18 protein-coding genes are annotated in these 20439 nt (G+C 61.1%); 6 read left to right on the top strand and 12 right to left on the bottom strand.

Annotation, left to right across the window (positions count from 1 at the left end; translation table 11 throughout):
* Positions 1-132: 132 nt before the first annotated feature.
* The 12 genes from asd to CJU94_RS29175 all read right to left on the bottom strand — a co-directional run bounded on the left by asd (position 133) and on the right by CJU94_RS29175 (position 11488).
* Positions 133-1254 (bottom strand): aspartate-semialdehyde dehydrogenase, encoded by a 1122-nt coding sequence (asd, locus tag CJU94_RS29230; RefSeq protein WP_095422067.1) that lies wholly within the window; start codon positions 1252-1254, stop codon positions 133-135.
* A gap of 351 nt (positions 1255-1605) precedes the next feature.
* Complete coding sequence (gene leuB / locus CJU94_RS29225) at positions 1606-2673, bottom strand: 3-isopropylmalate dehydrogenase (protein ID WP_095422066.1); 1068 nt, start codon at positions 2671-2673, stop codon at positions 1606-1608.
* 153 nt (positions 2674-2826) lie between these two features.
* The gene (gene leuD / locus CJU94_RS29220) at positions 2827-3480 is read right to left on the bottom strand and encodes a 3-isopropylmalate dehydratase small subunit (RefSeq protein WP_095422065.1); all 654 of its coding nucleotides are present in this window, start codon (positions 3478-3480) and stop codon (positions 2827-2829) included.
* Between the two features lie 87 nt (positions 3481-3567).
* Entirely contained in the window at positions 3568-3726 is a 159-nt protein-coding gene (locus CJU94_RS29215; RefSeq protein ID WP_095422064.1) for an entericidin A/B family lipoprotein, read from the bottom strand.
* Positions 3727-3731: 5 nt separating this feature from the next.
* Positions 3732-5141, bottom strand: a complete 1410-nt coding sequence (gene leuC, locus CJU94_RS29210) for a 3-isopropylmalate dehydratase large subunit (protein WP_095422063.1) — start codon at positions 5139-5141, stop codon at positions 3732-3734.
* Positions 5142-5482: 341 nt separating this feature from the next.
* Positions 5483-6784 (bottom strand): citrate synthase, encoded by a 1302-nt coding sequence (gltA, locus tag CJU94_RS29205; protein WP_011490488.1) that lies wholly within the window; start codon positions 6782-6784, stop codon positions 5483-5485.
* Between the two features lie 81 nt (positions 6785-6865).
* Positions 6866-7138, bottom strand: coding sequence for an FAD assembly factor SdhE (locus CJU94_RS29200; RefSeq protein ID WP_095422062.1), 273 nt, complete (start codon positions 7136-7138; stop codon positions 6866-6868).
* Positions 7139-7221: 83 nt separating this feature from the next.
* Entirely contained in the window at positions 7222-7926 is a 705-nt protein-coding gene (locus CJU94_RS29195) for a succinate dehydrogenase iron-sulfur subunit (protein ID WP_012428644.1), read from the bottom strand.
* A gap of 24 nt (positions 7927-7950) precedes the next feature.
* Positions 7951-9726: a succinate dehydrogenase flavoprotein subunit gene (gene sdhA / locus CJU94_RS29190; RefSeq protein ID WP_095422061.1), complete on the bottom strand. Its 1776-nt coding sequence runs from the start codon at positions 9724-9726 to the stop codon at positions 7951-7953.
* 4 nt (positions 9727-9730) lie between these two features.
* Complete coding sequence (gene sdhD / locus CJU94_RS29185) at positions 9731-10099, bottom strand: succinate dehydrogenase, hydrophobic membrane anchor protein (RefSeq protein ID WP_091804890.1); 369 nt, start codon at positions 10097-10099, stop codon at positions 9731-9733.
* Between the two features lie 3 nt (positions 10100-10102).
* Positions 10103-10519, bottom strand: coding sequence for a succinate dehydrogenase, cytochrome b556 subunit (sdhC, locus tag CJU94_RS29180; protein WP_091804894.1), 417 nt, complete (start codon positions 10517-10519; stop codon positions 10103-10105).
* Between the two features lie 168 nt (positions 10520-10687).
* Positions 10688-11488: a GntR family transcriptional regulator gene (locus CJU94_RS29175; protein ID WP_095422060.1), complete on the bottom strand. Its 801-nt coding sequence runs from the start codon at positions 11486-11488 to the stop codon at positions 10688-10690.
* Between the two features lie 495 nt (positions 11489-11983).
* Between CJU94_RS29175 and CJU94_RS29170 the strand changes: the two genes are divergently transcribed.
* The 6 genes from CJU94_RS29170 to acnA all read left to right on the top strand — a co-directional run bounded on the left by CJU94_RS29170 (position 11984) and on the right by acnA (position 20439).
* Entirely contained in the window at positions 11984-12967 is a 984-nt protein-coding gene (locus CJU94_RS29170) for a malate dehydrogenase (RefSeq protein ID WP_095422059.1), read from the top strand.
* A gap of 256 nt (positions 12968-13223) precedes the next feature.
* A complete protein-coding gene (locus tag CJU94_RS29165) occupies positions 13224-14240 on the top strand; it encodes an HpcH/HpaI aldolase/citrate lyase family protein (protein ID WP_095422058.1) in 1017 nt (338 codons plus the stop codon).
* A 160-nt stretch (positions 14241-14400) separates the two neighbouring features.
* Entirely contained in the window at positions 14401-15588 is a 1188-nt protein-coding gene (prpC, locus tag CJU94_RS29160) for a bifunctional 2-methylcitrate synthase/citrate synthase (RefSeq protein WP_095422057.1), read from the top strand.
* Positions 15589-15691: 103 nt separating this feature from the next.
* Positions 15692-16198: a hypothetical protein gene (locus tag CJU94_RS29155; protein WP_095422056.1), complete on the top strand. Its 507-nt coding sequence runs from the start codon at positions 15692-15694 to the stop codon at positions 16196-16198.
* A gap of 26 nt (positions 16199-16224) precedes the next feature.
* Positions 16225-17676 carry a bifunctional 2-methylcitrate dehydratase/aconitate hydratase gene (locus tag CJU94_RS29150; RefSeq protein WP_095422055.1) on the top strand — a complete coding sequence of 484 codons (1452 nt, stop codon included), beginning with the start codon at positions 16225-16227 and terminating at the stop codon, positions 17674-17676.
* A 45-nt stretch (positions 17677-17721) separates the two neighbouring features.
* Complete coding sequence (gene acnA, locus CJU94_RS29145; protein ID WP_095422054.1) at positions 17722-20439, top strand: aconitate hydratase AcnA; 2718 nt, start codon at positions 17722-17724, stop codon at positions 20437-20439.

The raw sequence follows: 20439 nt of genomic DNA, 5'->3' as shown, positions 1-20439 counted from the left end.
CCTGGCGCGTCAGCGCGCAGCCCTTTTTTGCGGTTGGAGAGAGACAAGATAATCGGAGCACACAATGAAAAAAGCGCCGCGCAAGCGCGACGCTTCTTGAGTTTTCTACGCGTCGTGAGCGCGTAGTTTACTTTACTTGTCGAGCACAATGCGAAGCATGCGACGCAGCGGCTCCGCAGCGCCCCACAGCAGCTGATCGCCGACCGTGAAAGCCGACAGATATTCGCCGCCCATCGCCAGTTTGCGCACGCGGCCGACCGGCACCGTCAGCGTGCCTGTCACGACTGCCGGGGACAGATCGCGCATCGACGCTTCACGCTCGTTCGGCACCACTTTCACCCAGTCGTTGCCCGACGCAAGGATGCTGTTCACTTCGTCCAGCGGCACGTCCTTGTTCAGCTTGATCGTCAGTGCCTGCGAGTGGCAGCGCATGGCGCCGATCCGCACGCACAGGCCGTCCACCGGAATCGAACCCGGCGTGCCCATGGCCGGCTTGCCGAGAATCTTGTTGGTTTCCGCGCCGCCCTTCCACTCTTCTTTCGACATGCCGTTGCCGAGATCCTTGTCGATCCACGGAATCAGCGAGCCGGCGAGCGACACGCCGAAGTTGTCGGTCGGCATGCGGTCGCTGTTCATCGCGGAAAGCACGCGGCGATCGATGTCGAGAATCGCCGACGACGGATCAGCCAGATCTTCCTTGGCTGCACCGTACAGCGTGCCCATTTGCTGCAGCAGTTCGCGCATGTTTTGCGCGCCCGCGCCGGAAGCGGCCTGATACGTCATGGCCGTCATCCAGTCGACGAGGTTTTCGCGGAACAGGCCGCCGAGCGCCATCAGCATCAGGCTGACCGTGCAATTGCCGCCGATGAAGTTCTTCTGGCCTTTGACCAGCGCGTTCTTGATCACGTCGAGGTTGACCGGATCGAGAATGATGACCGCGTCGTCCTTCATGCGCAGCGACGAAGCCGCGTCGATCCAGTAGCCGTTCCAGCCCGCCGCGCGCAGCTTCGGGAACACCTCATTCGTGTAGTCGCCACCTTGGCACGAGATGATCGCTTCGCACTTCTTCAGGTCTTCGATGCTTGTCGCATCTTTGAGCTTGGTCTCGTTCTTGGCGAACGACGGCGCGTTGCCGCCCGCGTTGCTGGTGCTGAAAAACACCGGTTCGATAAGATCGAAATCGCCTTCCTGCTGCATGCGTTGCATCAGGACGCTGCCGACCATGCCGCGCCAACCTACGAGACCTACGTTCATGACTTCATACCCTTCGAGTGGAAACTTCCCCGCATCTTTGCCCGCAGTGACCGCGCGGGGAAGATGAGCGGGCACGACGGACGATCAGCGCTTCGTGATCGTTTTCGGGGTAATCGTTTTGGTGGTGGTAATGGCGAGCTCAACCACACGGGCCGTTTTGCCGTGCAGTGTCGAAATCGAGGAGATTTGAGCTGTGTGCGCCATCGCTACAATATACACGAAAACCGGAATCTGGCGACGTCAACGTCCGCCGCTGCCGCCCGTATTACGCGCGAATCGGCCTCATTCGAGGCCAATTCGCGTTTTAAAGGCCGTTTGACGACCTCACTGCTGTTCGATCCGCGCGCCTTCTTACAGCGCTGCGACGACGGCGTCGCCCATGGCAACCGTGCCGACCTGCTTGCAACCCGGCGTGAGGATATCGCCGGTGCGATAGCCTTGTTCGAGCACTTTTTTCACGGCGTTTTCGATGCGGTCCGCCTGCTCTGCCTTGTTCAGCGAATAGCGCAGCATCATGGCGGCCGACAGAATCGTGGCAAGCGGATTCGCCACGCCCTTGCCGGCGATATCCGGCGCGGAACCGTGCGACGGCTCGTACAAGCCCTTGTTGTTCTTGTCGAGCGAGGCCGACGGCAGCATGCCGATCGAACCCGTCAGCATGGCCGCTTCGTCGGAGAGAATGTCGCCGAACATGTTGCCGGTGACGATCACGTCGAACGACTTCGGCGCCTTCACCAGTTGCATGGCCGCGTTGTCAACGTACATATGCGAGAGCTCGACGTCCGCATATTCTTTCGACACGTCGATCATCACGTCTTTCCAGAACTGCGACGTTTCGAGCACGTTGGCTTTATCCACCGACGTCAGCTTCTTGCCACGCTTTTGCGCTGCCTGAAACGCGACATGCGCGATGCGGCGCACTTCGGGCTCCGAATAACGCATCGTGTCGAAGCCCTCTTTCGAGCCGGCGAACAAACCGTCCGGTGCTTCGCGCACGCCGCGCGGCGAGCCGAAATAGATGTCGCCGTTCAGCTCGCGCACGATCAGGATGTCGAGGCCCGACACGATCTCTTCCTTCAACGACGAAGCGCCGGTGAGTTGCGGATAGCAGATCGCCGGACGGAAGTTCGCGAACAGTTGCAGGTGCTTGCGCAGACCGAGAATGGCCTGTTCCGGGCGCAGCGCGCGTTCGAGCTTGTCGTACTTCCAGTCGCCGACGGCGCCGAACAGGATCGCATCGGCTTCTTTCGCCAGCGCCAGCGTCGAATCAGGCAGCGGATGGCCCTTCGCTTCGTAGCCCGCGCCGCCAACCGGCGCTTCTTCGAGTTCGAACTTTTCGCCAAGCACGTTCAGAACCTTGACGGCTTCCTTGACGATTTCGGGACCAATGCCGTCGCCCGGCAACACTGCGATCTTCATGCGAATTCCTTGAGGTTTTCTTCGAGAGTGAGAGTGCCCCCGGACCTGTCGCTTCGCGTCAGGCCCCCCGCGGGGAAGCAAGAAAACTTGGGGCGGCCCGGCGTTTTCTTGCGAGCTTGAATCGGCGAGCGGGCCAGATAGGCCCTCACGTATTTAACCGACGATGCGGTGAGCCAGCCACGGCTGCTTCGCGATCCGCTCTGCTTCGAACTGGCGAATCTTGTCCGCGTGACGCAGCGTGAGGCCGATGTCGTCGAAGCCGTTCAGCAGGCAGTACTTGCGGAACGCCGCGACTTCGAACGGATACTCGGTGCCGCCGTCCGCCGTGCGTACCACTTGCGCTTCCAGATCCACCGTCAGCTTGAAGCCGTTGAACGCATACGTTTCGTTGAACAGGTGATCGACTTGCTGTTCGGTCAGCACGATCGGCAGCAGGCCGTTCTTGAAGCAGTTGTTATAGAAAATGTCGGCGAAGCTCGGCGCGATCAACGCGCGAAAGCCGTACTGCTCCAGCGCCCACGGCGCATGCTCGCGCGAGCTGCCGCAGCCGAAGTTCTTGCGCGCCAGCAGCACCGAAGCGCCTTGATAACGCGGCTGGTTCAGCACGAAGTCAGGGTTCAGCGGGCGCTGCGAATTGTCCTGACCCGGCTCGCCGTGGTCGAGGTAGCGCCATTCGTCGAACGCGTTCGGACCGAAACCCGTGCGCTTGATCGACTTCAGGAATTGCTTCGGGATGATCGCGTCCGTGTCGACGTTCTCACGATCGAGCGGCGCCACGACGCCGGTGTGTACGATGAATTTATCCATGACGCTTGGCACCTGTTTCAAGACCGGGCAATGCGCGCGGCGGCCGGAAAGCCGCTCGGCGCATGGCCGGTAAAAATCAAAAACCGCTTATTTATCAGCGTGATTGCTGATCGAATTGCCGAGGTGCGACATGTCCTCGCCGAATCCGTGCACCGTGTTGCAACCGGCGAGACCGAGCAATAGCCCAGCCAGGCAACCGAGGGCGAAGCGGCGCAATAGAGTGGTGCGATTCATGTTCTTCATCATGCGATTTATCCAAGCTTGCGAATATCGACGAAATGCCCTTCGATGGCCGCGGCCGCAGCCATCGCGGGGCTCACGAGGTGGGTACGGCCACCGGCGCCCTGACGACCTTCGAAATTACGATTCGACGTGGACGCACAACGCTCGCCCGGCTCCAGCCGGTCGGCGTTCATGGCGAGACACATCGAGCAACCTGGTTCACGCCATTCGAACCCGGCGTCGGTAAAGACCTTGTCGAGGCCTTCACGTTCCGCCTGTGCCTTCACGAGACCCGAACCCGGCACGACCATGGCCAGACGAATGTTCGGCGCCACGCGGCGGCCCAGTTTCTTCACGACGTAAGCCGCGGCGCGAATGTCTTCAATACGCGCGTTGGTACACGACCCGATGAAGATTTTATCCGGCTTGATCGATTCGATCGGCGCATTGGGTTCGAGCGCCATGTATTTCAGCGCACGCTCCATGGCGTCGCGCTTGACCGGGTCTTTTTCGCGATCCGGATCCGGCACGCGGCCGTCCACGGCCGTGACCATTTCCGGCGACGTGCCCCACGTGACTTGCGGCACGATCTCGGCGGCGTTCAGCTCGACCACGCGATCGAAGTGCGCGCCGTCGTCCGACTTGAACTGCTTCCAGTACTCGACCGCGTGATCCCACTCCACGCCTTCCGGCGAGAACGGACGGCCCTTCAGGTATTCGATGGTGGTGTCGTCGACCGCGACCATGCCGGCGCGCGCGCCCGCCTCGATCGCCATGTTGCAGACCGTCATGCGGCCTTCCATGGAAAGCGCGCGGATGGTCGAGCCGCCGAATTCGATCGCGTAGCCGGTGCCGCCCGCGGTGCCGATCTTGCCGATGATGGCGAGCACGATGTCTTTCGCGGTACAGCCGCGCGGCAGCGCGCCTTCGACCTTCACCAGCATGTTCTTGCTCTTTTTCTGCAAGAGCGTTTGCGTGGCCAGCACGTGCTCGACTTCCGACGTGCCAATGCCATGCGCCAGCGCGCCGAACGCGCCGTGCGTGGAGGTGTGGGAGTCACCGCAGACGATCGTCATGCCCGGCAACGTGGCGCCCTGCTCCGGCCCGATAATGTGCACGATGCCCTGACGCAGATCGTTCATCTTGAACTGCGTGATGCCGTAGGCGTCGCAGTTCGAATCGAGCGTGTCCACTTGCAGCTTGGAGACCGGATCGGCGATGCCGTGGCTGCGGTCCGTGGTCGGCACATTGTGGTCCGACACCGCCAGGTTCGCGCTAATGCGCCACACCGGACGCTCAGCCAGCTTCAGACCTTCGAACGCCTGAGGGCTGGTGACTTCGTGCAGCAGGTGACGGTCGATGTAAAGAATCGTCGTGCCGTCTTCTTCCGAGTGGACCACGTGTGTGTTCCACAATTTGTCGTAGAGAGTCTGTGCCATGGTATGCGGGGTAGTAATGACTGCGGGCTGACCGTGTCGGTCGATTATGCCACGCAGCGTCCCGCTTTGGGCCGTTCATTCAGGAAGAAAACCGATAAAAAACAGGGAGTTGAGTGGTAGTGCCGATACCTGTATCGAGGTTACCCGGCAAGCCTGCGCGCGATTGCAGCTTGCTGCGCCGCGGCGCGATCCGATGCTCGAACGCGCGAGATCGAACCCGAAAACAAAATGCCCCGGCGGGATAACCCGTCGGGGCATTTCTTGTCGATCACCTGTCGATCAGGTTCCGCGTTGGCTCGCAGCAGAACCGACCACTGCGAACGACGCGGACTCAAGACCAATCAGCGTTGCGCGATCGGCTTGGCTTCACGCTGCGTGTCGCCGATGAACAGCTGACGCGGACGGCCGATCTTCTGTTCCGGATCGGCGATCATTTCGTTCCACTGTGCAATCCAGCCGACCGTGCGTGCCATCGCGAAGATACACGTGAACATCGAGGTCGGGATGCCCAGCGCGCGCTGCACGATACCCGAGTAGAAGTCGACGTTCGGGTACAGCTTGCGCGACACGAAGTATTCGTCTTCCAGCGCGATCTTTTCCAGTGCCATGGCCAGCTTGAACAGCGGGTCGTCGTGCAGGCCCAGTTCTTCCAGCACTTCGTGGCAGGTTTCGCGCATCAGCTTCGCACGCGGATCGTAGTTCTTGTAGACACGGTGACCGAAGCCCATCAGCTTCACGCCCGAGTTCTTGTCCTTCACCTGCTTGATGAACTCGGGAATGTTGTCGACCGAGCCGATTTCTTCCAGCATGTTCAGCGCGGCTTCGTTCGCACCGCCGTGCGCCGGGCCCCACAGACATGCGATACCGGCTGCGATACACGCGAACGGATTGGCACCCGACGAACCGGCCAGACGCACGGTCGAGGTCGAAGCGTTCTGCTCGTGGTCCGCGTGCAGGATCAGGATGCGGTCCAGCGCGCGCACCAGCACGTCGTTGACCTTGTACTCTTCGCATGGGTTCGAGAACATCATGTGCATGAAGTTCGCGCTGTACGACAGGTCGTTCTTCGGGTACGCAAACGGCTGGCCGATGCTGTACTTGTACGCCATCGCCACCAGCGTCGGCAGCTTCGCGATCATGCGAATGGCCGACACTTCACGGTGACGCGGATTGTTGATGTCGAGCGAGTCGTGATAGAACGCCGACAGCGCGCCGACGGCGGCCACCAGAATCGCCATCGGGTGCGCGTCGCGACGGAAACCGCGGAAGAAGAAGTGCATTTGCTCATGCACCATCGTGTGGTTCGTCACCGTCTTGACGAACTCGGCGTTCTGCTGCGCGTTCGGCAATTCGCCCTTCAGCAGCAGATAGCAGGTTTCGAGGAAGTCGGCGTTTTCCGCGAGGTTGTCGATCGGATAACCGCGGTACAGCAACTCGCCCTTATCGCCGTCGATGTAGGTGATCGCGGAATTGCACGCCGCCGTCGACATGAAGCCCGGGTCGTACGTGAACTTGCCGGTCTGGCCGTACAGTTTGCGGATGTCGATCACGTCCGGGCCGAGGGTGCCCTTGTAAATCGGCATTTCAACGCTCGGCGAATTGTCGCTGAACGATAGCGTGGCTTTAACATCTGACGGGGTCATAGCAGATCCTCAATCGAAGTATGGAAACAGGGTTTCGATAATTGCACGCCTGGAACAACGGACAAGCGGCGCGCGAGCCGCTCAGGCATTCCGCAGCAACTCCAGCACCCGGATCACATCCGGGTCGGCAAGGTCGCCTTCCGGTTCCTTGCGCGCGAGCAGCAAGTCCATCAGGTCGTTATCGCTCAGCTCGAGCAGGCGCGTGAGAGCGCCCACGTCGGCATCGCTGAGGTCATGCTCATATCGGCCGAAAAAACGCTCAAAAATCAGATCGTTTTCCAGCAGGCCCCGCCGCGCGCGCCAGCGAAGGCGCGCGCGGCGGAGAGGGTCGGACTGATGCGATGTGTCGTTCATTTCAGCACGCGCCGGGCCGCTTCCCAAGCGTACCGACCGCCCCTTGGGGCAGCGCACGACAGGGAGCGAGCGGGTTATTCATCCTAGACAGCGCGGCGAACCATCAATTCCTTGATCTTGCCAATCGCCTTGGTCGGGTTCAAGCCCTTCGGGCAAACGTCGACGCAATTCATGATGGTATGGCAACGGAACAGACGGTACGGATCTTCCAGGTTGTCGAGGCGTTCGCCGGTCGCTTCGTCGCGGCTGTCCGCGATGAAACGATAGGCTTGCAACAGGCCGGCCGGGCCGACGAACTTGTCCGGATTCCACCAGAAGCTCGGGCACGACGTCGAGCAACTAGCGCACAGAATACATTCGTACAGGCCGTCGAGCTCGTCGCGTTCTTCCGGCGACTGCAGACGCTCCTTTTCCGGCGGCGGCGTATCGTTGATCAGATACGGCTTGATCGAGTGATACTGGTTGAAGAACTGCGTCATGTCGACGATCAGGTCGCGAATGACCGGCAGTCCCGGCAGCGGACGCAGCACGATCTTTTGCGGCAGATCGTTCATGTTCTGCAAGCAGGCCAGACCGTTCTTGCCGTTGATGTTCATCGCGTCCGAACCGCACACGCCTTCGCGGCACGAGCGGCGGAACGACAACGTCTCGTCCACTGCCTTCAGCTTGAGCAGCGCGTCGAGCAGCATGCGTTCGTGCGAGTCGATTTCGATCTCGTACGTTTGCATGCGCGGCGCTGCGTCCTTGTCCGGGTCGTAGCGGTAGATTTCAAATGTACGCTTTGCCATTTCTGAATTCCTTTGACTTGTGCCTTAGAAGGTCCGCGCTTTCGGCGGGACCGATTCGACCGTCAGCGGTTGCATGTGAACCGGCTTGTAGTCGAGGCGATCGCCTTCGCTGAACCACAGCGTATGGCGCAGCCAGTTTTCGTCGTCGCGATGTTCGAAGTCGTTCTGCGCGTGCGCACCACGGCTTTCCTTACGCGCTTCGGCGGAAACCATCGTGGCGCGTGCCACTTCGATCAGGTTCGCCACTTCCAGCGCTTCGATACGCGCCGTGTTGAACACCTTCGACTTGTCCTTCAGATGGATGCTGTCGACGCGGTCAGCGACTTCGCGGATGCGCTCGACGCCTTCAGACAGCAACGCCGAGGTACGGAACACGCCGGCATGCTTTTGCATCGTGCCGCGGATGTCGTTCGCGACCGACTGCGCGTACTCGCCCGACGAGGAGCTATCCAGCTTCGCCAGACGCGACAGCGCGAAATCAGCGGCATCAGCCGGCAGGGGCTTGTGCTCCTTGATTTCCTTCACGTGCTTGACGATGTGGTTGCCGGCCGCGCGGCCGAACACCACCAGGTCGAGCAGCGAGTTCGTGCCGAGACGGTTCGCACCGTGCACCGACACGCACGAGCATTCGCCCACTGCGTAGAAGCCGTTGACCGGCTCTTCGTGACCCTTCGACGTACCCACGACCTGGCCGTGAATGTTCGTCGGAATGCCGCCCATCTGATAGTGGATGGTCGGCACGACCGGGATCGGCTCTTTAATGCAATCGACGTTCGCGAACTTCAGCGCGATTTCGCGGATCGACGGCAGACGCTTCATGATCGTCTCGGCGCCGATGTGCGACAGGTCGAGCAGCACGTGATCCTTGTTCGGACCCACGCCGCGGCCTTCCTTGATTTCCTGGTCCATCGAACGCGAAACGAAGTCGCGCGGCGCCAGATCCTTCAAAGTGGGCGCGTAGCGTTCCATGAAACGCTCGCCGTTCGAGTTGCGCAGAATGCCGCCTTCGCCGCGCACGCCTTCGGTAATCAGCACGCCCGCGCCGGCCACGCCGGTCGGGTGGAATTGCCAGAATTCCATGTCTTGCAGTGCGATGCCCGAGCGCGCAGCCATGCCCAAGCCGTCACCGGTGTTGATGAATGCATTGGTGGACGCCGCGAAGATACGGCCCGCGCCGCCCGTGGCGAACAGCGTGGTCTTGCCTTCGAGAATGTAGACGTCGCCGGTTTCCATTTCCAGCGCGGTCACGCCGAGCACATCGCCTTCGGCGTCGCGGATCAGATCCAGCGCCATCCATTCGACGAAGAACTGCGTCTTGGCCGCGACGTTCTGCTGATACAGCGTGTGCAGCAGCGCGTGACCGGTACGGTCGGCCGCCGCGCAAGCGCGTTGCACCGGCTTTTCGCCGTAGTTCGCGGTGTGGCCGCCGAACGGGCGCTGGTAAATCGTGCCGTCGGCGTTACGGTCGAACGGCATGCCGAAGTGTTCGAGTTCGTAGACTGCGTTCGGTGCTTCGCGGCACATGAACTCGATCGCGTCCTGGTCGCCGAGCCAGTCGGAGCCCTTGATCGTGTCGTAGAAGTGATAGTGCCAGTTGTCTTCGCTCATGTTGCCGAGCGAAGCGCCGATGCCGCCTTGGGCAGCGACCGTGTGCGAACGCGTCGGGAACACCTTGGACAGCACGCAAACCGACAGACCAGCGCGCGCGAGTTGCAGCGAAGCGCGCATCCCCGAGCCGCCTGCGCCGACGATAACCACGTCAAACTTGCGACGCGGCAGAGAATTCTTGATTGCAGCCATTCTTTTACACTCTCCAGAGAATCTGCGCAGCGTAGCCCGCACATGCGAGCAGCCAGACGATCGTCAGCGCCTGAAGGAACAGGCGCGTGCCAACGGGCTTCACATAGTCCATCCAGATGTCGCGGATACCAACCCAGGCGTGATAGAACAGCGAGAGCAGCGTGACGAACGTGGCGAGTTTCATCCATTGCGTCGCGAAGATCGACGCCCAGCCTTCATACGAAAAATCGCGCGCGCCAAAGAACCAGACGAGCAGGATCACCGTGTAGATCGCCATGATCGTGGCGGTAATGCGCTGGGCGAGCCAGTCGCGCAGACCGTAATGCGCGCCGACAACAAGACGCTTCGAACCGATTCGGTTATTAGCTGACATTTTTTAGAATGCTCCGAACAGTTTTGCCGCGAATGCGATGGTGAGCAGCGACGACACGACGAGAACCACGATAGAGGTCGACTTGCCTTTTTCCTTCGTGACCGCATTGTGGTTTGTGTCCATCAACAGGTGACGGACGCCGGCGCAGAAGTGGAACAGGAAGGCCCACGCGAGAACGAGCGTGATGAGCTTGACGACGATGTTGGAGAGGAAGCCTTTGAAGACTTCGAAGCTGAGTTCAGAAGTCAGACTCTGATCGAAGAGGTACAGCAGGAACGGAAGAAAAACAAAAAGCAGACCACCGCTCACGCGGTGCAAGATCGATACTCGCCCCGCTAGCGGGAGACGGTACGCCGTCAATATCTGCCCGATACCGATGTTCCGGAATTCCGGCCTCGGTTTTTTTACGGCTTCAGCCATGCTAGACCCCTACTATGTAGTCACACTAATCCGCAATTTTAGCGCCTTTTTATATCGCGCTGCAGCGAAAACCACGAGTAGTCCGTTGCAGCCTGCGCGATAAAGGCGCCTTCAAACAGGCGCGCGTGTGGGACGCGGCGCCCTCATACAAACCGTTTCAAACCCGTTTCAACTTAGATCGTTCTGATAGTAGTACCCGGTTGTGACATACCAACCACGGCGTACCTCGACCGGCCGGTCTCCGTATGTATAGGACACGCGCTCGACCGATAGCAGCGGAAAACCCGCGGGCACGTGCAGCAGGTCGGCCACGGCGGGCTCGGCTGCCACCGCGCGGATCTTCTCCGTTGCGCGGATCATGCGCGTGCCGAATTCCGTCTCGAACATCGCGTAGAGTGGACCTTTATACTCCGACAACCGCTCGAGCGTGAGGCCGCGAAACACGGCGCCGGGCAGCCAGATTTCGTCGAGCACGGTGACTTCGCCGTCGAACTGCAGCAATCGCTTGATCAATACAACCGGATCGGCGGGTTTCAGGTCGAGTTGCCGTGCGATGTCCGCCGAAGCGCGCAAACGCCGGCACTCGAGCAGGCGGCTCACGTGCGGGTGTTCCGCTCCGTCATCGGCCAGCAATCGGAGGAAGCGAAACTGGGCGCGGTCTTCGTTGTGCGTTGCAACAAAAGTGCCCTTACCCTGGCGGCGCACCAGCAGGTTGTCGGCTGCAAGTTCGTCGATCGCTTTGCGCACCGTTCCCTGGCTGACCTTGTATCTGGCCGCCAATTCGACTTCACTAGGAATGATCTCGCCGGGCTTCCACTCGCCGCTTTCAAGGCTTTGCGTGATCAGCCCCTTGATCTGCTGATACAAAGGGCTGAAAGTGGGCGACGTGGCCGGGACGGCAGCGGGTACACCCTCCCCTGCGGCGCCTTGGCCGTTCGGATTCGTGGTGTTCGCCGGGTTCGAATTCATGCGCGCATTTCATCATAAAGGGCTGGGCCGCGTCTAGGGTTTTCCCCTCGATAGATATGTCTTATATAAGACATAAGATAATGTTGACTTTGTGTCTAGCGACTCCTACACTCCTTGTCGAACAAGGGTTTGCGGGTTTTTCGGAGGCTGTTTCGCGCAGCGCCGCGACGCCCCGGCAGCCACTCTGCACCATGCTGTTCCCACGCAGTTCAGGTTTCGATTTCGCCGCCATTCGTTGGCCAGACGCTTGCCGAAACGCGCTGTTTGCAGGAGCCCGCACCGTGCAACGGCTACCCGGCGCTTCGTATTCCCGCTCCCATGCAGTTGTACAGGTTTCCGGCACGGCGGTCTCGCCGCAACGCGCCGCTCGCCCTCGGCAGATTACGAGGCAGTCCGCGAACAGTGAATTCCGCCGTGTTTCATAACGCTTCGCTGAACGCGCATATAGAATGGCGTTTTCCCTAGCGTCTAACGCATCGTCCTGGAGATTTCTCAATGGCTAAGCCCGCAAAGCGCGTTGCCGTCACCGGCGCCGCAGGTCAAATCGCTTACTCCCTGCTGTTCCGCATCGCCAATGGCGACCTGCTCGGCAAGGATCAGCCGGTTATCCTGCAACTGCTCGACCTGCCGCAAGCACAAGGCGCCGTCAAAGGCGTCGTGATGGAACTGGATGATTGCGCATTCCCGCTGCTGTCGGGTGTCGTGATCACCGACGATCCCAAGGTCGCATTCAAGGATGCAGACGTGGCCCTGCTGGTCGGCGCCCGTCCGCGTTCGAAAGGCATGGAACGCAAGGACCTGCTGTCGGCCAACGCCGAAATCTTCACGGTTCAGGGCAAGGCGCTGAACGAAGTCGCCAGCCGCGACGTGAAGGTCCTCGTGGTCGGCAACCCGGCCAACACGAACGCCTACATCGCCATGAAGTCGGCGCCGGATCTGCCGAAGAAGAACTTCACCGCCATGCTGCGCCTCGACCACAACCGCGCGCTGTCGCAACTGGCGGCCAAGTCGGGCAAGCCGGTCGCGTCGATCGAAAAGCTGGCTGTGTGGGGCAATCACTCGCCGACCATGTACCCGGATTTCCGCGTTGCAACGGCAGAAGGCCAGGACCTGACCAAGCTGATCAACGACGAAGAATGGAACCGCAACACGTTCATCCCGACCGTCGGCAAGCGCGGCGCGGCGATCATCGAAGCGCGCGGCCTGTCGTCGGCAGCGTCGGCGGCTAACGCGGCAATCGACCACGTGCGTGACTGGGTGCTCGGTACGAACGGCAAGTGGGTCACCATGGGTATTCCGTCGGACGGCTCGTACGGCATTCCGGAAGACATCATCTACGGTGTGCCGGTCACGTGCGAAAACGGCGAGTACAAGCGCGTCGAGGGTCTGGAAATCGACGCGTTCTCGCGTGAAAAGATGGACGCCACGCTGAACGAACTGCTGGAAGAGCGCGACGGCGTTCAACATCTGCTCGGCTAAGCGCCTGATGCAGACGAACCGGAACTCATGAGAAAACGCCGGGCCATCCCAAGCTTTTCCCTGCTTGTGGGGGCCCGGCGCAAAGCGGCAAGTCTGGGGGCTCCCAGGCGTCGCCGCGGCGGGTTCCGGTTTTTTTTCGTGCGAATGTAGTCGTCCGCATCTGATCCGAGCGCGCTTTGCGCAATTGCCACGATGGTCCTGCAGAGCGCGCCCGAATCAGATTTCTCCAAACACTACCCACACCCTGACGCCGAAGATGCGCGCCCTCACACCCGCCGAAGTGCTGTTTGACGGCGAAGCGCCGCCCGCTGTGCTGCCTGCCTGCGATCACTACGCCGGCAGCGAAAAGCTGATGCTGAAATCGCTCGCGTTGCAGCAACAGCTCGGCCCGGTGTTCGATATCACCCTCGATTGCGAAGACGGCGCGCAGGTCGGCCGCGAAGCGCAACACGCGGAACTGGTCGCCTCGTTGTTGGGCAGCGAGCATGACCGCTTTGGTCGCGTCGGCGTGCGGATTCACGACTTCGATCACCCGCACTGGCGCGACGACGTCCGCCTCATCTTGCGAGCCGCGAAGCGAGCACCTGCTTACATCACCCTGCCGAAGATCCGCAACGTCCCCGACGCCGCCGAAATGGTCGCGTTCATCGAGGCCACGCGCCGCGAGCTCGGCATCGCGCAACCGGTGCCGGTGCAATTGCTGGTCGAGACGCACGGCGCGCTGACGCGCGTGTTCGATCTGGCCGCGCTGCCCGGCGTGGAAGCGCTGAGCTTCGGCCTGATGGACTTCGTCTCCGCGCACAACGGCGCGATTCCCGACACGGCCATGCGCTCGCCCGGCCAGTTCGATCATCCGCTGGTGCGGCGCGCGAAGCTGGAAATCTCGGCTGCCTGCCATGCCTACGGCAAAGTACCGTCGCACAACGTCAGCACGGAAGTGCGCGACATGAGCGTGGTGGCGAACGACGCCGCGCGCGCCCGCAACGAGTTTGGCTACACGCGCATGTGGAGCATCCACCCGGCACAGATCGAGGCGATCGTCGCCGCGTTCGCGCCGCGCGACGAAGAGATCGCCACGGCCACCGAAATCCTGCTGGCCGCGCAATCCGCCCAATGGGGGCCCACGCGTCATCACGACACGTTGCATGATCGCGCGAGCTATCGCTATTACTGGTCGGTGCTGCGTCGCGCGCAAACCACCGGCCGCACCGTCCCGCAAGACGCCGCGCCGCTTTTCACGAAAGTGGGCACTAACGTGCAAGCCGCATCATGAGCCTGCGCGCCCGTCCGGCAAGCGGCACGGCGGCGCTGGACCACGCACCTGGACACCGTGGTGCAATCGAAGCACTGAATCATCTGACGCTGCGGGCCGGGGACGTCGAACGCGTAAGTCAACCAGAAGCAATGAGCAGGCACAAAGGAGATTGCGGGAGATGAGCGAGACAACGCAAACCGCTGATGCACAAGGCGGCAACCCACCCCAAAGCGGCTTCAAACCGAAAAAATCCGTCGCCCTGTCCGGCGTGACGGCCGGCAACACGGCGCTCTGCACGGTCGGTAAGACCGGCAACGACCTGCATTACCGCGGCTACGACATTCTCGATATTGCGGGTGCCTGCGAATTCGAAGAAATCGCTTACCTGCTGGTCCACGAAAAGCTGCCGACCCAGGCCGAACTCACCGCCTACAAGACCAAGCTCAAGGCGCTGCGCGGCCTGCCCGCGAACGTCAAGGCCGCGCTCGAATGGATCCCGGCCGCCGCGCATCCGATGGACGTGATGCGCACCGGCGTGTCGGTGCTCGGCACCGTGCTGCCGGAGAAAGACGACCACAACCTGCCGGGCGCGCGCGACATCGCCGACAAGCTGATGGCCTCGCTCGGTTCGATGCTGCTTTACTGGTATCACTATTCGCATAACGGCAAGCGCATCGAAGTCGAAACCGACGACGATTCGATCGGCGGCCACTTCCTGCATCTGCTGCACGGCGTGGAGCCGTCCAAGGCGTGGGTCGACGCGATGCACGTGTCGCTGAACCTGTACGCCGAGCACGAGTTCAACGCGTCGACCTTCACGGGCCGCGTGATCGCGGGCACGGGATCGGACATCTACTCGGCCATCACCGGCGCGATCGGCGCGCTGCGCGGGCCGAAGCACGGCGGCGCCAACGAAGTCGCGTTCGAGATCCAGTCGCGCTACCAGACGCCGGACGAAGCCGAAGCGGACATCCGCCGCCGCGTCGAGAACAAGGAAGTGGTGATCGGCTTCGGCCACCCGGTCTACACGATTTCGGACCCGCGCAACAAGGTCATCAAGGAAGTCGCGAAGAAGCTCTCGAAGGAAGCGGGCAACACCAAGCTGTTCAGCATCGCCGAGCGGCTGGAGTCGGTGATGTGGGAGGCGAAGAAGATGTTCCCCAATCTGGACTGGTTCAGCGCGGTCTCGTATCACATGATGGGCGTGCCCACGGCCATGTTCACCCCGCTCTTCGTGATCGCCCGCACGGCCGGCTGGAGCGCCCACATCATCGAGCAGCGCATCGACAACAAGATCATCCGTCCGAGCGCGAATTACACCGGACCTGAGAATTTGAAGTACCTGCCGCTAAATAGGAGAAAATAGCGGTCGCTGTGCGCTTTCAAAGCGCGTGCAGTTCAACCACGCGGACGCCAGGACCGGTAGCCCGCGGAATGTTTAACTGAAACTAGATAGAAAGGTTTTCTCCATGAAAAAGCTGATGATCGCCGCCGTGATTGGTGCCCTGTCCACGACGATGCTGGCCGTCGCGACTGACGCCGTCGCGCAACCGGCGACCACCACGAAGCCGGCAGCCAACGCTGTCCCGAAAAAACCGCAGCCGAAGCGCCTGATCAAGCGCAAACCGAACCCGGCCAAGGAAGCGAAGGTCGATCCGGTGCCGGAAGGCGCGGAAAAGTGGTCGTGCAACGAAGGTTTGGCGTTCGACCTGAAGGGCGACATGAAGCGTGACCAGATCGTCACGGTTCACTGGGCTAACAAAAATTACAATCTGCCGCGCGAAGCGACCACCACGGGCGCCGACCGCTTCCACGACGCCGCAACGGGTATGGACCTCGTCGTGATCCCGACGAAGGCCATGCTGTTCTCGGACAAGGACAGCTCGCGTCTGGCCGACGAGTGCAAGACGGCAGCCATGATGGAAGGCGCACCGGCTCCGACGCAATCGAACGCGATCAACAAGTCCGGCAACTAAATCATCGTCATCAGGAAAACGCCCCGATGTCCGCTCCAATTTCCAACGTGCGACCCGAACCGGACGCCGTCCTGGTCGATATCGTCGACTACGTGCTGGAGTATCAGATCGACAGCACGCTCGCGCTGGAAACCGCGCGTCACTGCCTGATCGATACGCTTGGTTGCGGACTCGAGGCGCTCACCTACCCGGCCTGCACCAAGCTGATGGGACCGATCGTGCCAGGCACGATCGTCCCCAATGGCGCAAAGGTGCCCGGCACGTCGTTCCAGCTGGATCCGGTTCAAGCCGCCTTCAACATCGGCGCCATGATCCGCTGGCTCGACTTCAACGACACATGGCTCGCCGCCGAATGGGGCCACCCGTCGGATAACCTCGGCGGCATTCTCGCGACGGCCGACTGGCTCTCGCGCAGCGCCATCGCAGCCGGCAAACGGCCGCTGGCGATGAAAGACGTGTTGATCGCCATGATCAAGGCGCACGAAATTCAAGGCTGTATCGCGCTCGAAAACTCCTTCAACAAGGTTGGGCTCGACCATGTGCTGCTGGTGAAACTGGCGTCGACCGCGGTGGTCGGCCAGTTGATCGGCCTCACGCGCGACGAGCTGATCAATGCGGTCTCGCAGGCGTTTGTCGATGGACATGCGCTGCGCACCTACCGCCATGCACCGAATACCGGTTCGCGCAAGTCGTGGGCCGCGGGCGACGCGACCTCGCGCGCGGTGCGCCTCGCGCTGATTGCGAAGACCGGCGAGATGGGCTATCCGTCGGTGCTGAGCGCGAAAACCTGGGGCTTTTACGACGTGCTCTTCAAGGGCAACGCGTTCCGGTTCCAGCGTCCGTACGGTTCGTACGTGATGGAAAACGTGCTCTTCAAGATTTCTTTTCCGGCAGAATTCCATGCGCAGACGGCGGCGGAAGCCGCGATGAAGTTGCATGCGCAACTCAACGCAGCGGGAAAGCGCGTGGACGACATTCGCAAGATCACGATCCGCACGCATGAGGCCGCGATTCGCATCATCGATAAAAAAGGCCCGCTGAACAATCCGGCCGACCGCGATCATTGCATTCAGTACATGATCGCCGTGCCGCTGATCCACGGCCGCCTGACGGCCGCGGACTATGAAGATTCGACCGCACAGGACGCGCGTATCGACGTGCTGCGCGCAAAGATGGAATGTGTCGAAGACCCGCAGTTCACGAAGGATTACCACGATCCCGAGAAGCGTTCGATCGCCAATGCACTGACGGTCGAATTCAACGACGGTTCGACATTCGACGAAGTCGTAGTCGAATACCCGATCGGTCATAAACGTCGTCGCGAAGATGGAATTCCGTTGCTGGTCGAGAAGTTCAAGACCAACCTCGCGCGCCGCTTTCCGGTCAAGCAACAACTGGCGATTCTCGACGTGTCGCTGGATCAGGCAAGGCTCGAAGCCATGCCGGTCAATGAATACGTCGATCTGTACGTCATCTAGTCAAGTTGAGTACTGTAGTTCCGCGATCAAACCAAGGAAAACACCATGGCCCACAACCTCCACAAAACGCTCAAGGAATTCGACAGCGGTTCCGGCAAAGGCAAGTTCTACTCCCTGCCGCAACTCGGCAAGGCGCTGAACATCAAGATCGACCGCCTGCCGGTTTCGATCCGAATCGTGCTGGAATCGGTGCTGCGTAACTACGACGGCAAGAAAATCGCCGAAGAACACATCGAGCAACTCGCGAACTGGAAGCCGACCGCCGCGCGCGTCGACGAAATCCCGTTCGTGGTGTCGCGCGTCGTGCTGCAAGACTTTACCGGCGTGCCGCTGCTCGCCGACATTGCAGCCATGCGTGGTGTCGCGAAACACATGGGCAAGGATCCGAAGTCGATCGAACCGCTGGTGCCGGTGGATCTGGTCGTCGATCACTCGGTGCAGATCGATCACTTCCGCGAAAAGAACGCGCTCGACCTGAACATGAAACTGGAATTCCAGCGCAACAACGAGCGCTACCAGTTCATGAAGTGGGGCATGCAGGCATTCGACACGTTCAAGGTCGTGCCGCCGGGCGTCGGTATCGTTCACCAGGTGAACCTGGAATACCTCGCACGCGGCGTGCACAAGAAGGCTGAAGGCGCGGACACGGTGTACTACCCGGATTCGCTGGTCGGCACGGACAGCCACACCACCATGATCAATGGCATCGGCGTGGTGGGCTGGGGCGTGGGCGGTATCGAGGCGGAAGCCGGCATGCTCGGCCAGCCGGTGTACTTCCTGACGCCGGACGTGGTCGGCGTCGAACTGAAGGGCAAGCTGCGCGAGGGCTTGACGGCGACCGACCTGGTTCTGACCGTGACCGAACTGCTGCGTAAGGAAAAGGTTGTCGGCAAGTTCGTCGAGTTCTTCGGCGAAGGCACGAAGTCGCTGTCGCTGCCGGATCGTGCAACCATCGGCAACATGGCGCCGGAATATGGCGCAACGATGGGCTTCTTCCCGGTCGACGAAAAGACCATCGACTATTTCAAGGGCACGGGCCGCACCGACGCAGAAATCGCCGCCTTCGAAAACTACTTCAAGGCGCAGGGTCTGTTCGGTATTCCGAAGGCCGGCCAGATCGACTACACCAAGGTCGTCACGCTGGATCTCGGCACGGTGACGCCGTCGCTGGCAGGTCCGAAGCGTCCGCAAGACCGTATCGAAATCGGTCATGTGAAGTCGACCTTCAGCGACCTGTTCTCGAAGCCGGTGGCGGAAAACGGCTTTGCGAAGAAGGCGGAAGACCTCGACGCGCAATACACCACGAGCAACGGCGTCGACGTGAAGAACGGCGACATCCTGATCGCGGCCATCACGTCGTGCACGAACACCTCTAACCCGAGCGTGCTGCTCGCCGCCGGCCTGCTGGCGAAGAAGGCTGTCGAAGCCGGCCTGACGGTCGCTCCGCACATCAAGACGTCGCTGGCGCCGGGATCGCGTATCGTCACGGAATACCTGACGAAGACCGACTTGATGAAGTACCTCGACAAGCTCGGTTTCACGCTGGCCGCTTACGGTTGCACGACCTGTATCGGTAACGCGGGCGATTTGACGCCGGAACTGAACGAAGCGATCACGAAGAACGACATCGTCGCGGCAGCGGTTCTGTCGGGCAATCGTAACTTCGAAGCGCGTATTCACCCGAATATCCGCGCGAACTTCCTGGCCTCGCCGCCGCTGGTCGTCGCTTACGCGATCGCCGGCAACATCACGCGCGACCTGATGACCGAACCGGTCGGCAAGGGCAAGGGCGGCAAGGACATCTACCTGGGCGACATCTGGCCGACCAGCGAAGAAGTCAACGCGCTGCTCAAGTTCGCGCTGGACGCCGACGCGTTCCGCAAGAACTACGCGTCGCTGACCAAGAAGGGCGACCTGTGGAGCAAGATCGAAGGCGAAGAAGGTCAAGTCTACGACTGGCCGAAGTCGACCTACATCGCTGAGCCGCCGTTCTTCGGCAAGGACTTCTCGATGACGCCGGCCGACAGCATTGCTGCTGTGACGAACGCGCGTGCACTGGGCATCTTCGGTGACTCGGTCACGACCGACCACATCAGCCCGGCTGGCTCGATCAAGGAAGACTCGCCGGCAGGCAAGTGGCTGAAGGAAAACGGCGTGCAGAAGGCCGACTTCAACAGCTACGGCTCGCGCCGCGGCAACCACGACGTGATGATGCGCGGCACGTTCGCGAACGTGCGGATCAAGAACCTGATGATCCCGGCGAAGGCAGACGGCTCGCGCGTGGAAGGCGGCCTGACGATTCATCAGCCGAGCGGCGAACAACTGTCGATCTATGACGCAGCGATGAAGTACATCGACGCCGGCACGCCGACCATCGTGTTCGCGGGCGAAGAGTACGGCACGGGCTCGTCGCGTGACTGGGCTGCGAAGGGTACCCAACTGCTGGGCGTGAAGGCCGTGGTCGCACGCAGCTTCGAGCGGATCCACCGTTCGAACCTGGTCGGCATGGGCGTTCTGCCGCTGCAGTTCAAGGGCTCGGATAGCGTGCAATCGCTTGGCATCACCGGCGAAGAAACGTACGACATCGAAGGCCTCGGCGCAGACTTCAAGCCGCAACAGGAAGTGACGCTGGTGATCCGTGGCAAGGACGGCAAGGAGAAGCGCGTGCAGGTGCTGCTGCGTATCGACACGCCGATCGAAGTCGACTACTACAAGCACGGCGGGATTCTGCCGTTCGTGCTGCGTTCGCTGCTGGCTGCTTAA

The sequence above is a fragment of the Paraburkholderia aromaticivorans genome (assembly GCF_002278075.1).
GTDB lineage: Bacteria > Pseudomonadota > Gammaproteobacteria > Burkholderiales > Burkholderiaceae > Paraburkholderia > Paraburkholderia aromaticivorans.
Note: the sequence above shows the minus strand (reverse complement) of the source record. Positions and strands in the feature narration are given on the sequence as shown.

Excerpts from the sequence above, each read along its gene's own strand:
- CJU94_RS29170 (WP_095422059.1), top strand. The coding sequence starts at position 11,984 with ATGGCTAAGCCCGCAAAGCGCGTTGCCGTCACCGGCGCCGCAGGTCAA.
- CJU94_RS29195 (WP_012428644.1), bottom strand. The coding sequence starts at position 7,926 with ATGGCAAAGCGTACATTTGAAATCTACCGCTACGACCCGGACAAGGAC.
- sdhA (WP_095422061.1), bottom strand. The coding sequence starts at position 9,726 with ATGGCTGCAATCAAGAATTCTCTGCCGCGTCGCAAGTTTGACGTGGTT.
- leuD (WP_095422065.1), bottom strand. The coding sequence starts at position 3,480 with ATGGATAAATTCATCGTACACACCGGCGTCGTGGCGCCGCTCGATCGT.
- CJU94_RS29175 (WP_095422060.1), bottom strand. The coding sequence starts at position 11,488 with ATGAATTCGAACCCGGCGAACACCACGAATCCGAACGGCCAAGGCGCC.
- CJU94_RS29200 (WP_095422062.1), bottom strand. The coding sequence starts at position 7,138 with ATGAACGACACATCGCATCAGTCCGACCCTCTCCGCCGCGCGCGCCTT.
- leuC (WP_095422063.1), bottom strand. The coding sequence starts at position 5,141 with ATGGCACAGACTCTCTACGACAAATTGTGGAACACACACGTGGTCCAC.
- CJU94_RS29215 (WP_095422064.1), bottom strand. The coding sequence starts at position 3,726 with ATGATGAAGAACATGAATCGCACCACTCTATTGCGCCGCTTCGCCCTC.
- prpC (WP_095422057.1), top strand. The coding sequence starts at position 14,401 with ATGAGCGAGACAACGCAAACCGCTGATGCACAAGGCGGCAACCCACCC.
- gltA (WP_011490488.1), bottom strand. The coding sequence starts at position 6,784 with ATGACCCCGTCAGATGTTAAAGCCACGCTATCGTTCAGCGACAATTCG.
- CJU94_RS29150 (WP_095422055.1), top strand. The coding sequence starts at position 16,225 with ATGTCCGCTCCAATTTCCAACGTGCGACCCGAACCGGACGCCGTCCTG.
- acnA (WP_095422054.1), top strand. The coding sequence starts at position 17,722 with ATGGCCCACAACCTCCACAAAACGCTCAAGGAATTCGACAGCGGTTCC.
- asd (WP_095422067.1), bottom strand. The coding sequence starts at position 1,254 with ATGAACGTAGGTCTCGTAGGTTGGCGCGGCATGGTCGGCAGCGTCCTG.
- leuB (WP_095422066.1), bottom strand. The coding sequence starts at position 2,673 with ATGAAGATCGCAGTGTTGCCGGGCGACGGCATTGGTCCCGAAATCGTC.
- sdhC (WP_091804894.1), bottom strand. The coding sequence starts at position 10,519 with ATGGCTGAAGCCGTAAAAAAACCGAGGCCGGAATTCCGGAACATCGGT.
- CJU94_RS29165 (WP_095422058.1), top strand. The coding sequence starts at position 13,224 with ATGCGCGCCCTCACACCCGCCGAAGTGCTGTTTGACGGCGAAGCGCCG.
- sdhD (WP_091804890.1), bottom strand. The coding sequence starts at position 10,099 with ATGTCAGCTAATAACCGAATCGGTTCGAAGCGTCTTGTTGTCGGCGCG.
- CJU94_RS29155 (WP_095422056.1), top strand. The coding sequence starts at position 15,692 with ATGAAAAAGCTGATGATCGCCGCCGTGATTGGTGCCCTGTCCACGACG.